Annotated in this window: 12 protein-coding genes; 7 read left to right on the forward strand and 5 right to left on the reverse strand. The window is 73.0% G+C overall.

From position 1 onward, the window contains the following. Positions 1–61 precede the first annotated feature (61 nt). From ACIQUR_RS11835 to ACIQUR_RS11855, 5 genes are all read left to right on the forward strand, one after another. Entirely contained in the window at positions 62–1,000 is a 939-nt protein-coding gene (locus tag ACIQUR_RS11835) for a cellulose-binding protein (RefSeq protein WP_399948661.1), read from the forward strand. A gap of 145 nt (positions 1,001–1,145) precedes the next feature. Further along, on the forward strand, positions 1,146–2,174 hold the full coding sequence (locus tag ACIQUR_RS11840) for an ABC transporter ATP-binding protein (RefSeq protein ID WP_403662144.1): 1,029 nt from the start codon (positions 1,146–1,148) through the stop codon (positions 2,172–2,174). Between the two features lie 3 nt (positions 2,175–2,177). Next, positions 2,178–2,957: an ABC transporter permease gene (locus ACIQUR_RS11845; protein ID WP_403662147.1), complete on the forward strand. Its 780-nt coding sequence runs from the start codon at positions 2,178–2,180 to the stop codon at positions 2,955–2,957. A gap of 183 nt (positions 2,958–3,140) precedes the next feature. Then, complete coding sequence (locus ACIQUR_RS11850; protein ID WP_403662150.1) at positions 3,141–4,304, forward strand: ABC transporter ATP-binding protein; 1,164 nt, start codon at positions 3,141–3,143, stop codon at positions 4,302–4,304. Then, entirely contained in the window at positions 4,301–5,119 is an 819-nt protein-coding gene (locus ACIQUR_RS11855) for an ABC transporter permease (RefSeq protein WP_403662153.1), read from the forward strand. The genes ACIQUR_RS11850 and ACIQUR_RS11855 overlap by 4 nt, the downstream gene beginning before the upstream one ends. Before the next feature lie 43 nt (positions 5,120–5,162). Here ACIQUR_RS11855 and ACIQUR_RS11860 read toward each other — a convergent pair whose 3' ends face one another. Further along, positions 5,163–5,489: an ATP/GTP-binding protein gene (locus ACIQUR_RS11860; protein WP_403662156.1), complete on the reverse strand. Its 327-nt coding sequence runs from the start codon at positions 5,487–5,489 to the stop codon at positions 5,163–5,165. A gap of 222 nt (positions 5,490–5,711) precedes the next feature. On the opposite strand from ACIQUR_RS11860, the gene ACIQUR_RS11865 reads away from it, so the two are divergent. Further along, a complete protein-coding gene (locus tag ACIQUR_RS11865) occupies positions 5,712–6,743 on the forward strand; it encodes an LLM class flavin-dependent oxidoreductase (RefSeq protein ID WP_403662159.1) in 1,032 nt (343 codons plus the stop codon). A gap of 96 nt (positions 6,744–6,839) precedes the next feature. Here ACIQUR_RS11865 and ACIQUR_RS11870 read toward each other — a convergent pair whose 3' ends face one another. Next, complete coding sequence (locus ACIQUR_RS11870) at positions 6,840–7,232, reverse strand: SCO5389 family protein (RefSeq protein ID WP_403662162.1); 393 nt, start codon at positions 7,230–7,232, stop codon at positions 6,840–6,842. A gap of 211 nt (positions 7,233–7,443) precedes the next feature. Here ACIQUR_RS11870 and nucS point away from each other — a divergent pair, with 211 nt between their 5' ends. Continuing rightward, positions 7,444–8,115: an endonuclease NucS gene (gene nucS / locus ACIQUR_RS11875; protein WP_403662165.1), complete on the forward strand. Its 672-nt coding sequence runs from the start codon at positions 7,444–7,446 to the stop codon at positions 8,113–8,115. Positions 8,116–8,219: 104 nt separating this feature from the next. Here the strand turns inward: nucS and ACIQUR_RS11880 are convergent, their stop codons facing one another. The 3 genes from ACIQUR_RS11880 to ACIQUR_RS11890 all read right to left on the reverse strand — a co-directional run bounded on the left by ACIQUR_RS11880 (position 8,220) and on the right by ACIQUR_RS11890 (position 12,419). Beyond that, the gene (locus ACIQUR_RS11880; RefSeq protein WP_403662168.1) at positions 8,220–10,721 is read right to left on the reverse strand and encodes an ATP-binding protein; all 2,502 of its coding nucleotides are present in this window, start codon (positions 10,719–10,721) and stop codon (positions 8,220–8,222) included. A 324-nt stretch (positions 10,722–11,045) separates the two neighbouring features. After that, positions 11,046–11,369: an STAS domain-containing protein gene (locus ACIQUR_RS11885; protein ID WP_399948643.1), complete on the reverse strand. Its 324-nt coding sequence runs from the start codon at positions 11,367–11,369 to the stop codon at positions 11,046–11,048. 201 nt (positions 11,370–11,570) lie between these two features. Next, complete coding sequence (locus ACIQUR_RS11890; protein WP_399948641.1) at positions 11,571–12,419, reverse strand: 3-hydroxyacyl-CoA dehydrogenase family protein; 849 nt, start codon at positions 12,417–12,419, stop codon at positions 11,571–11,573. Positions 12,420–12,513 lie beyond the last annotated feature (94 nt).

Genomic DNA, 12,513 nt, shown 5'->3' on the forward strand with positions numbered 1-12,513 from the left:
ACGCCGCTCGGGCGCCTAGGATTCCCCTAACACCTCACCGGTCTCATTCGACAGGAACCCCATGAGCGACACTTCCTCCCCCTTCGGCTTCGAGCTCGTGCGGCGTGGTTACGACCGCGGTCAGGTGGACGACCGCATTACCAAGCTCGTCGCCGACCGTGACAGCGCCCTGTCCCGCATCAACTCCCTGGAGAAGCGCATCGAGGAACTCCACCTCGAGACGCAGAACGCACAGGCCCAGGTCAACGACGCGGAGCCGTCGTACGCCGGTCTCGGCGCCCGGGTCGAGAAGATCCTGCGGCTCGCCGAGGAGGAGGCGAAGGACCTGCGCGAGGAGGCCCGCCGGGCCGCGGAGCAGCACCGCGAGCTCGCCGAGTCGGCCGCCCAGCAGGTCCGCAACGACGCCGAGTCGTTCGCCGCCGAGCGCAAGGCGAAGGCGGAGGACGAGGGCGTCCGCATCGTCGAGAAGGCCAAGGGCGACGCCTCGACCCTGCGCGCCGAGGCGCAGAAGGACGCGCAGTCGAAGCGCGAGGAGGCCGACGCGCTGTTCGAGGAGACCCGCGCCAAGGCCGCGCAGGCCGCCGCGGACTTCGAGACCAACCTGGCCAAGCGGCGCGAGCAGTCCGAGCGCGACCTGGCCTCCCGCCAGGCCAAGGCGGAGAAGCGTCTCGCCGAGATCGAGCACCGCGCCGAGCAGCTGCGCCTGGAGGCCGAGAAGCTCCGTACGGACGCCGAGCGCCGGGCCCGCCAGACGGTGGAGACCGCGCAGCGCCAGGCCGAGGACATCGTGGCCGACGCCAACGCCAAGGCGGACCGTATCCGCAGCGAATCCGAGCGCGAGCTGGCGGCGCTGACGAACCGCCGCGACTCCATCAACGCGCAGCTGACCAACGTCCGCGAGATGCTGGCGACGCTGACCGGTGCCGCCGTGGCCGCGGCCGGCTCCCCGATGGACGACGAGCCCGTCACCCGCGGCGTCCCCGCGCAGCAGAGCCGCTAGTCCCCCCGGGCGGCCGCGCGCGGCCCGCTCCCCCGGGCGGATCCGCGACGCACCACGCGCAGGCAGCGCACAGCGGTACCCCGTGCCCCAGGGCCCTCCGTCACTCCGGTGGCGGGGGGCCCTGGGCCGTTCTAGCGTGAACCGCATGATCGAGCTTGAGGGCCTCACGAAGCGCTTCGGCGCCAAGATCGCCGTCGACGACCTCAGCTTCCAGGTCAGACCGGGGGTGGTGACGGGTTTTCTGGGGCCCAACGGGGCGGGCAAGTCGACCACGATGCGGATGATGCTCGACCTCGACAACCCCACCAGCGGGACGGTGCGGATCGACGGGAAGCACTACCGGGACCTGGACGAGCCGCTGAAGTACATCGGGGCGCTGCTGGACGCCAAGGCGATGCACGGCGGCCGCAGCGCCTACAACAACCTGCTGTGCCTGGCGCAGTCGAACCGGATCCCGGCGAGCAGGGTGGACGAGGTGCTGGACACGGTCGGCCTGACGGCCGTGGCCCGGAAGAAGTCCAAGGGGTTCTCGCTGGGCATGGGCCAGCGGCTGGGCATCGCCTCGGCGCTGCTGGGGGATCCGGAGATCCTCATGTTCGACGAGCCCGTCAACGGTCTGGACCCCGAGGGAATTCACTGGATCCGGAATCTGATGAAAGGTCTGGCGGCCGAAGGAAGGACGATCTTCGTTTCCAGCCATCTGATGAGTGAAATGGCACTTACGGCCGACCATTTGATCGTGATCGGACAGGGCCGGCTGCTCGCGGACACGAGCATGGCCGATTTCATCCGGCAGAACTCGCGCAGTTATGTCCGGGTCCGCTCTCCGCAGCAGGAACGGCTCCGGGACGTACTGGCCGGTAACGGAATTGCCGCCGTGAGCGCCGGCTCCGGCGCGCTGGAGATCGACGCGGTTTCGGCCGAGGATCTCGGAGAACTTGCGGCCAAACACCAGATCGTGCTGCACGAACTGAGCCCGCAGCGCGCGTCCCTGGAGGAGGCCTTCATGCGGATGACGGCGGGCACGGTCGAGTACCACGCCCACTCCCCCGGCGAGGACGCCTCGGGCCTGCCGGGGCCGGTGCCGCCCCTCCCGCCCGGCGGGGCGCCGGGTGCGGGCGGCGGATCCGGCTGGGGCGGCGACTGGACGTCCGCCAAGAAGAAGGGGGCCTGAGCCGTGGCCGCCGCACCCGCCGTGCTGAAGTCCGAGTGGACCAAGATCCGTACGGTCTCCTCGACCACCTGGACCCTGATCACCGCCCTCGTCGTGACCGTGGCGCTCAGCGCCGCCCTGTCGGCGCTGATGAAGTCGCAGTTCGAGAACCTGTCCGACCTGGAGCGGGCCACCTTCGACCCCACCCTGATCAGCTTCTCGGGCATGGTGCTCGGCCAGCTCGCCATGGTCGTCTTCGGCGTGATGGTCGTCGGCACCGAGTACAGCTCCGGCATGATCCGCACCTCGCTCGCCGCCGTGCCCCGGCGCGCCACCTTCCTCTTCAGCAAGATCGCGGTGGCCGGGGTGCTGGCCCTCGTGGTGGGCCTGGCCACCAGCTTCCTGTCGTTCTTCCTGGGGCAGGCACTGCTCGGCACGCACCACACCTCGATCGGCGAGCCCAACGTGCTGCGCGCGGTGATCGGCGCCGGGATCTACATGGCGCTGATCGCGGTCTTCTCGATGGGCGTGACCGCGATGCTGCGCAGCTCGATGCTCTCGCTGGGCATCCTGGTGCCGTTCTTCTTCCTGATCTCGCAGATCCTGTCGGCCGTGCCGAAGGCCAAGGAGGTCGCCCGGTACTTCCCCGACCAGGCCGGCGCCAAGATCATGCAGGTGGTGCCCAACGCCATGGGCGGCGACGAGGCGCCGTACGGACCCTGGGGCGGCCTCGGCATCATGCTGGTCTGGGTCGCGGCCGCCCTCCTCGGCGGCTACCTCGTGCTCAAGCGCCGGGACGCGTAGCCGCAGGTCGCCGGGGCCCGGGGCCGGGTGGGACAGGGGTCCCGGGGCCTAGGGGTTGTCCCTGATTCCTCCCTGAACCGGGGCCTCCGGAGCACCGAGGGCCCCGGGAACCGTCAACGCGCCGATATCCTCTTACTTCCTGCGGCGGGCGAGAGCCGTCCCGGCGGACGAGGGCGAGAGAGCATGATCGAGGCAGTCGGACTGACCAAGCGCTACGGCGCCAAGACCGCCGTCGACCAGCTCTCCTTCCAGGTCAGGCCCGGTGCCGTGACCGGATTCCTGGGCCCCAACGGCTCCGGCAAGTCCACCACCATGCGCATGATCGTCGGCCTGGACCGCCCCACGGCGGGCCGCGTGACGATCAACGGCCTGCCGTACGGCTCGCTGCCCAACGCCCAGCGGCTGGTCGGCGCCCTGCTCGACGCCAAGGCCCTGCACGGCGGCCGGCGCGCCCGGAACCACCTGCTCGCCCTCGCCCAGCTCTCCGGCATCCCCGAGCGCCGGGTGGACGAGGTGCTCGGCGTGGTCGGCCTCCAGGACGTGGCCGAGCAGCGTACGAAGGGCTTCTCGCTCGGCATGGGCCAGCGGCTCGGCATCGCCGCGGCCCTGCTCGGCGACCCCCAGGTGCTGCTCTTCGACGAGCCGGTCAACGGCCTGGACCCCGAGGGCATCCTCTGGGTGCGGAACCTCATGAAGCAGCTGGCCGCGGAGGGGCGTACGGTCTTCGTCTCCTCGCACCTCATGAGCGAGATGGCCCTGACCGCCGACCACCTCATCGTGATCGGCCGGGGCCGGCTGCTGGCGGACATGGGCGTCCAGGACTTCATCTCGCACAACTCGTCCGGATTCGCCCGCGTGCGCACGGCCGACACCGAGCCCGGCGCCGACGGCACCCTCGCCGCCGCCCTCTCCCGTGCCGGCGCCCGCGTCCTGCACGAGCCGGACGGCGCCCTGCGCGTGACCGGCCTGCCGCTCCCCCGCATCAGCGACCTGGCCCACGAGGCCGGCGTACGCCTGTGGGAGCTCTCGCCGCACCGGGCCTCGCTGGAGGAGGCGTACATGCGGATGACCCAGAGTTCGCTGGAGTTCACCTCCACCGACGACCCCAGGGCGGAGCTGCGCACCCCGGACCCGCACCCCGCGGACCCGTGGGCGGAGGCCGAGCCGGAGCGGATCCCCTCCGAGGGCTGGTACGCCCCGCCGCCGCCGGACGCGGGAGGCGCGCCCTTCCTGATGCCGGCCCAGCCCGCGGACCTCGCGACGGGGTGCGCGGACGGCCGGGAGTCCGGCCGCCGGCCGGGCTCCCCGGCCGGCCCGCAGCCGCAGAAGACGGAGGAGGCGCGATGAGCGGGACCCAGGCCCCGCAGGGGTACGTCTCCGACATCCCGATCGTCCGGCCGACCCTGGTCCACGCGCTCCAGTCGGAGTGGACCAAGGTGAAGACGGTCCGCTCGACGGTCTGGTCGCTGATCGCCACGGTCGGCGTGACGGTCGGCATCGGCCTGCTGATCGCGGCCAACACCGACGACACCGACTACTCGATGAACCCGTTCACGCTGCCCTCGCTGTTCGGGATCATGCTCGGCCAGGTCGGCGTGATCACGCTGGGCGTCCTGATGGTGGCCTCGGAGCACGGCACCGGGCTGATCCGCACCACCTTCACCGCCGCTCCCGAGCGGTACCGCGTGCTCACCGCGAAGTACCTGGTCTTCTCGGCACTGGCGTTCACCGTGACCTTCGGTTCCGTGACGCTGGTGACCCTGATGACGATGGTGCTGCGCGGCGGGCCGGGGGCCGGGCCGCACTCGCTGGGCTTCGCCGCGCGGGGCCTGCTCGGCGGCAGCCTGTACGTCACGCTGCTCGGCGTCCTGGCGCTGGCCGCCGGGGCGCTGCTGCGGCACTCGGTGGGCGCGGTGACCGCGATGCTGGGTGTGGTCACCATCCCCACGATCATGCCGACGATCCTGCTGATGTGGGAGACCACCACGGGCCTCGGCCGCTGGCTGATCGGGTACAGCGCGCCGGTCGCCATCTCCACGCTGTACGGCATGCCGACCGACGAGCTGAGCGCCTCGGGCCCCTGGCAGCTGCTGGTGCTGGTGGTGGTCACCGCGGCCGCGGTGTTCGCCTCGTACCGGACGGTCCGCAGCCGGGACGTCTGAGACCGGGCCGGCCCCGAGGCCGTGCGCCGGCGCCGCGGCCGGCTCAGTGCCGGGGAGCGTTGCGGGACCGCTGCACCCGCGAGGTGCGGCGGTCCTTCGCGTTCCAGCAGGCCTTGTGCCAGTGGCGCCGGTCGTCCACGCCGCCGTAGTCAGGCCAGGCCACCACGTGCGGGACGCCGGACGGGATCTCCTGGTCGCAGCCGGGGCAGCGGTACCGCTTGCCCTGCGCGCTCGCGCCGGCGACGTGGCGGACCCGCCACTCCTCGCCCTGCCATTCCTCGGTGCGCTCCAGGCCGTAGCGGTCGTACCCGGCGCTGGGGCGCTCGGCCGGACTCTCGCCGCCCCTGGGGCGGTTGTGGCGCGGTGACACGTATACCTCACGAAGCGGCGGGCGGACGGGACTTTCCCCCAGCCTACGCGCCGCGCCTGAGGGTACCCGCATGGTTGCGGACAGGGACCGGCGCGAACCCGGCTTCCACGGGAGTGATTCCCCGACAATCTCAATAACTTCTGTTCCTGCCCGTGCCTTTGGCACGTGTCAGACGTTGTTGCCATGGGGGAAGCCGCGTCAGCCGCAAGGAGGCAGAGGGCGATGCGTGTTGGAGCGTTTGTACTGGCGGCCCAGTTCCCGGGCCAGGGGCAGGGGGAGGCACTGCACCGGGCGGTGCGGACCGCCGAGGTGTCGGAGGAGGCAGGGCTCGATGCCGTCTGGCTCGCCGAGCACCACTTCGTGCCGTACGGGGTCTGCCCGTCGGCGGTGACCCTGGCGGCCGTGCTGCTGGGGCGGACCCGGCGGATCCGGGTGGGGACGGCGGTGAGCGTGCTCCCGAGCACCCACCCGGTGGCCCTCGGGGAGCAGGCCGCCCTGCTGCACATCACCTCGGGCGGGCGGTTCTCGCTCGGCGTGGGCAGGGGCGGCCCCTGGGTGGACCTGGAGGTGTTCGGCTCCGGACTGGAGGCGTACGAGCAGGGCTTCCCGGAGGCGCTCGACCTGCTGCGGCGCTGGCTGCGGGAGTCGCGGGTCGGGGCCGCCGGGGAGCGGTACGCGTTCCGCGAGGTGGCCGTCGTACCGCGGCCGGCGGAGACCCTGGAGGGCGATCCCGGCGGGCCCGAGGTGATCGTGGCGTGCACCTCGCCCGCCTCGGTGCGGCTGGCCGCGGAGCGGGGGCTGCCGATGCTGCTGGGCATGCACTGCGGGGACGAGGACAAGGCCGCGATGGTCGAGCTGTGGCGGCGCACGGCGCTGGAGGCCGGGCACGACGCGGACGCGGTGGCGGCGGCCGGCCACGTGTCGGCAGGAGTGGCGCAGCTGGCGGACCGCACCGAGGACGCGGCCGAGACGCTGGTGAAGGCGATGCCCGGCTGGCTGAAGCAGGGGCTGGACGCCCATGTGACGGTCGACGGGCGGACGCGGACCATGCGGGACCCCGTCGCGTACACGGAGCTGCTGTGCTCCCTGCACCCGGTGGGGACGCCCCGGCTGGCCGCGGACCGGCTGGCGGCGACGGCCGAGCGCACGGGCATCAGGCGCTTCGCGCTGCTCGTCGAGGGCTCCGGGGATCTCGCGGCGACCGAGGAGAACGTCCGCAGGCTCGGTGCCGAGGTCCTGCCCCACCTCGGGTGACCGTGCGCGCGTACGCCGCGTGCGCCGTGGACGACGCGTGGGGCTGCCGCTCCGGTATCAGTTGCACCTCCCGCGATACGGAGCGGCAGCGGAGCACTAGCAGTCCCGCAGCTCCGGCGACTGGTTGAGCAGCTGCCCCCTGATGGAGGTGAAGCGGGCCAGGCGCTCATCGGACGCGGGGTCGAGCGGGAAGACCGCCACACGGTGGCAGTTCTGGAACGCGAGGCGGACGCCGAAGTGCCGCTGGAGCGCACCCCGTATCGCGTCGCTCGCGAGGGCGCGGAGCAGCTGGCCACGCGCCTGCTCGTCCGGCGGCGGCGTCTGGTTGTCGGCGAACTCCCCGCCGTCCACCTTCAGCTGGGCCACCAGAGAGCTGATCATCTCCCATGCGTAGGGCAGGGAGGTCCGGACGCAGTCGACGAAAGCGGCTTCGTCGACCTCGCCTCGCTCGGCCTGTTCCAGTAGGGCCGGTGAGACGTCGAGCGACATGGGTTCTCCTCTCGCGACCCCGGGTGACCGAGGTCTTACGGGCAGGGAAGGAGGCCGCGACGCAGCGTGCACGTTCCGCAACCTCCCGCTAACACGGTAGGCGCCCACTGGGTAGCGCACCAGGAGAATGCGCATACAACGAGCCACTAACGAAGGGGGCTTTCGGGGGCGAATCGCGTACGGGCGCCCCGGTCGAGTAGCGTTGCGGACCATGCGTCTCGTCATCGCCCGCTGCTCCGTCGACTACGCGGGCCGGCTCACCGCCCACCTGCCCTCCGCACCCCGTCTGATCCTCGTGAAGGCCGACGGCAGTGTCTCGATCCACGCGGACGACCGGGCGTACAAACCCCTCAACTGGATGTCTCCCCCCTGCACCCTCAAGGAGGGGAGCGGTGATGAGACGGGCGTCTGGACCGTCATCAACAAGGCGGGCGAGAAGCTCATCATCACCATGGAAGAAGTCCTGCACGACTCCTCGCACGAGCTCGGCGTCGACCCCGGCCTCATCAAGGACGGCGTGGAAGCCCACCTCCAGGAGCTGCTCGCCGACCGGATCGAGACGCTCGGCGAGGGCTACAGCCTGATCCGCCGCGAGTACATGACCGCGATCGGGCCCGTGGACATCCTGTGCCGGGACGCCGACGGCGGCACCGTGGCGGTGGAGATCAAGCGGCGCGGTGAGATCGACGGCGTCGAGCAGCTGACCCGCTACCTGGAGCTGCTCAACCGCGACCCGCACCTGGCGCCGGTGAAGGGCGTGTTCGCCGCCCAGGAGATCAAGCCCCAGGCCCGGGTGCTCGCGACGGACCGCGGCATGGAGTGCGTGGTGCTGGACTACGACGCGCTGCGCGGCATCGAGGACGACAAGCTGCGGCTGTTCTGAGCCGGCCGGGGTACCCCGGGCCGGACATGACGGAGGGGCTGGATTTCTCCAGCCCCTCCGTCATGTCCGGGCCCGGTGCGGTGTGTCCGGATGTCCCGTGTGATCTAGCCCACGTCCCCGGGGGTGGTGCCGGTGGAACTCGCGTTGTTCGTGCCGCTGGTGGCCCCGCCCGTGGGCGTGGTCCCGGTGGGCGCGGTGGCCGTGGGTCCGGTCGGCGCCGTCTTGGTGGGCTCGGGCTCGCCCGTCGGGCCCGGCGAGCGGGTGGGCCGGGTGGGCGCCGGCGAGGAGGCCGGCGGGCGCGAGGCGGTCGGCTTGCGGGTGGCGGTGGGCGCGGGGGCCGACGGCGAGACCGTGGGGTCGGCGCTGCGGGTGCGGCCGGGCGTGGGTCCGCCGGTGGCCCCGGGGGCGCGCGTCCCGGGGGTGGTGCCGGGGTCCTGCGGGTCGGCCGACGCGCCCGGGTCCCCGTCCTCGGTGGGACCGCCGGGCTCGGCGTCGTCACCGGTGATCGACTGTTCCGTACGCGTCCGCTTCGCCGGGTCGTCCTCGGTGTTCGAGGTCAGGCCGAGGGTGACGACGGTGCCGAGCACGGCGACGAGTACGGCGCCGGCCGCGGCGGCCACGACGTTGCGCCGGGCACCGGTCAGCACGGCGCGCCGCGCGTCCCGGGCCGCCGGGCGCCGGGCCTGGTGCGGGCCCGTGGGCACGGACGGGGTCAGCGGGGGCAGCGGCACCGGCGGGGTGGCCGCGACGTCGCCGCGCGGCGGGGCGAGGGTCGGGAAGGCGGACTTGACCACTTCCGGCTCGGGTTCGGCGTCCGCCGTGGGGCGGAGCACCTCGGTGAGCGCCTCCGAGGCGGGGGTGGCGGCGGCCGCGGGTGCCGGGGCCTCCAGGACCAGCGGCGGCGAGACGGGCCCGCCGTCGCGGTCGGCGACCAGCGCCAGCGAGCGGCGGCCCGCCACGGTGCCCCGCTTGTCCGCGAGGGCGCCGCGCAGCCCGATCGAGGCCTCCAGCTCGGCGCGGGCCCGGTCGAGGTGACCGCGGCAGAGCGCGAGGATGCCGAGCTCGTGGTGGAAGTACGCCTCTTCCGCGACCTCCCCGGCGATCCGGGCGGCCTCCTGGCCGGCCCGCAGCACCCGCTCCCAGGCGCTCCAGTGCATCCCGCCCGCGAAGGCGGGGGCGGCCGTACGGGCGAGCAGCACGGCCGCGCTCTGCTGGCCGTCCCGCGCGCCGGAGGACACCAGCGCGGCCAGGGCGGCCAGTACGGCGTCGGCCTCGGCGGCGGCGCGCTCGGGGCTGACCGAGGGGTGCCCGGTCCACCAGGCGTAGTGCTGGGCGGCCGTCAGGGCGTGCGTGGCGGCCTCGTCCGCGTACCCGGCCTGCTCCAGCTGGCGCTGGACGCCGGGGGCCAGCCGGTAGCGGGCTCCCGTGACGCTGAGCAGGCCGCAGGCCAGCAGCTCGCCGACGGCGGTGTCGGCGTGGGTGTCGCCCACGAGGGCCGGCAGGTGGGCCTGGTGGGGCATCTCGCCGCCGAGCGCCACCGCGAAGCGGAGGGCGGCCCGGGCGGACTCGCCGAGGCGGGAGGCCAGCAGTTCGGCGGGGGCGGCGCTCTCGGCGAGACCCGGCAGTGCGATCTTCCGGGCCCGCTCCTCGAAGACCCCGGGCTCCTCGTCGGACTCCTCGGTGACCTCGGGGGCGGCGGTGGCACCGCTCAGCTCGTCCCGCTGGCGCAGCAGGGCGCCGGCCTGGACGAAGCGCAGGGGCAGGCCCTCGGAGGCGAACCAGAGGTCGCCGGCCCAGGCGGTCTCCTCGTCGCTGAGGCTGCGTCCGACGGCCGCGGCGAGCAGCATGGCGCAGGCGGTGCGGCCGAGTCCGCCGAGGGTGACCTCTTCGAGGTGGGACTCCTCGGCCGGGGCGGGGGCGTCGGGGACGGCGGCGAGCAGGAAGGCGCACTCGGGGGTGGCGCCGAGCAGCTCGTCGAGCGCGGTGCCGCCGAACTCCAGGTCGTCGAGGAGGACGACGGCGCCGATCTCGCGGACCCGGGCGAGGAGTTCGGTGCGGTCCGGCCGGTGGCCGGCGGTGTCGTACACCGCGGCGTGCAGCGCGTACAGCAGGTCGGTGGGGCTCTGGCGGTGGCCGGAGAGGCGGACCACGCCGTCGGGGGCGAGGTCGGCGCAGGCGTCGGCGACGGCGTCGAGGAGGGCGGACCGGCCGGAGCCGGCGGGGCCGGTGAGGCGTACGGAGCGGCCTCGGCTCAGCAGCCGGACGAGGCGGTCGCGCTCCTCCTCGCGCTCCAGCAGCGGCAGGATGGGGGCGGGCGGGCCGGAGGGGACGGGCGGCTGGGCCGCCTTGCGTATCGCGGCGCGGGACCTGGCGTCCCGCTTCGTACGGGCCGGGGCCTCGGCGTCGGGGCGGCGGGCCTCTATCTCGCTGCCGTCGACGGGGTTGACGGTGAGCACGAAGTCGCCGGTGACGAGCCGGGTGATGCGGGCCGGGCCCGACTTCGTGGATCCCTTGACCAGCGAGTGGCGCACCGCGCCGGTGGCGTCCGCGCCCGTCTCCTGGGCGGCGTCGCCGGTCTCCTCCGGTCCGCCGTGTATCCGGTCCATTGGCCTGACCCCCCGATCGCGGCGTGCGCCGTCGTCCCTCCCGGCCTTCGCACACTCCGCTGTAGCTTCTGGTCCGGCGTCCGCCCCGCGGATGGACGGGGGCCGACGGCCGAAACCCTAGACGTTGGGCCAGTATCCAGGAACAGCCGGGGTGGTTTCCCCACCGGTTCATCACGTTCCGGCCTCAACACGGGGCACGGACCGCGGGGGGCAGGTGAACGGCGGGGGCGGCGGCGGTGGGAGCGCGGGGGCGCAGGTGACGGGGGTCCGGCGGGCGGGCGGCGGGTGTCCGGCGGCCGGCGGGCGTCCGGCGGCCGGCGGGCCTCAGACGCGCGGCAGCGACTCGGCGGCGAGGCCGCCCTCGATGGCCAGGATCCGGTGCAGCCGGGTGGCGACGAGCAGGCGCTGCATCTGCGGCGGCACCCCGCGCAGGACGAGCCGGCGGCCGGTGCGGCCGGCCCGGCGGTGGGCGCCCATGATCACGCCGAGACCGGTGGCGTCCCAGGAGTCCAGGCCCGTGAGGTCGAGGACGAGGTCGCCGGCGCCGTCGTCGAGCGCGCTGTGCAGGGCGGTGCGGGCGTCCGCCGCGCTGCGCACGTCGAGGCGGCCGCCGACTGCGAGTTCGGTGTGGTCGCCCCTGATGTGCATGTGTGCTCCCCGGCAGAACTGCGTGCGTGCGTATGGTCGGCAACTCTCACCGCTACTGACTGCCTCAGGTGGGGTGAAGTTGCCGACCGTGAGCGAACCGATACCGAATTCACCCTCAGGGGTGAGTCCGGTCGGTCGAACGGACCGGCGTGCGCCGGTCGTGCCCGGTGCGGCCGACGCCGGCCGCGGTCCGCGGACCGCTCAGTGCTTGTAGAAGCCCTGTCCGCTCTTGCGGCCGATGTCGCCCGCGTCGACCATGCGGCGCATGAGCTCCGGCGGCGCGAACTTCTCGTCCTGGCACTCGGTGTAGATGTTGCTGGTGGCGTGCAGCAGGATGTCGACGCCCGTCAGGTCGGCGGTCGCCAGCGGTCCCATCGCGTGCCCGAATCCCAGCTTGCAGGCGATGTCGATGTCCTCGGCGGACGCCACGCCCGATTCGTACAGCTTCGCCGCCTCGACGACGAGGGCGGAGATCAGACGGGTCGTCACGAAGCCGGCCACGTCGCGGTTGACGACGATGCAGGTCTTGCCGACCGACTCGGCGAACGCGCGGGTCGCGGCCAGGGTCTCGTCGCTCGTCTTGTAGCCGCGGACCAGCTCGCAGAGCTGCATCATCGGGACGGGGGAGAAGAAGTGGGCGCCGACGACGCGCTCGGGGCGCTTCGTCACCGCGGCGATCTTGGTGATCGGGATGGCGGAGGTATTGGAGGCCAGGACGGTGTCCTCGCGCACGATCTCGTCGAGGCTCCGGAAGATCTCGTGCTTGACCTCGAGCTTCTCGAAGACGGCCTCGACCACGATGTCGGCGTCGGCCACGTCGCCCAGGTCGGTGGTCGTGGTGATGCGGCCCAGGGCCGCCTCCGCGTCCTCCGCGGACAGCTTGCCCTTCGAGACGAACTTGTCGTACGAGGCCTTGATGCCGTCGGTGCCACGGGTCAGGGCCGCGTCGGTGACGTCACGCAGTACGACGTCCCAGCCCGCCTGAGCGGACACCTGCGCGATACCGGAACCCATGAGTCCGGCACCGATGACGGCGAGCTTCCCAGCCACTGCACACCCCTTGTTCTCTTGACGCAGGCACGCGTTCCACAACTGCTCTCCGGCGGAGATTAGCGCCCGTGAGGGGCCGTGTGACCCGGAAGTA

The sequence above is a fragment of the Streptomyces sp. NPDC101132 genome, assembly GCF_044759225.1.
Taxonomy (GTDB): domain Bacteria; phylum Actinomycetota; class Actinomycetes; order Streptomycetales; family Streptomycetaceae; genus Streptomyces.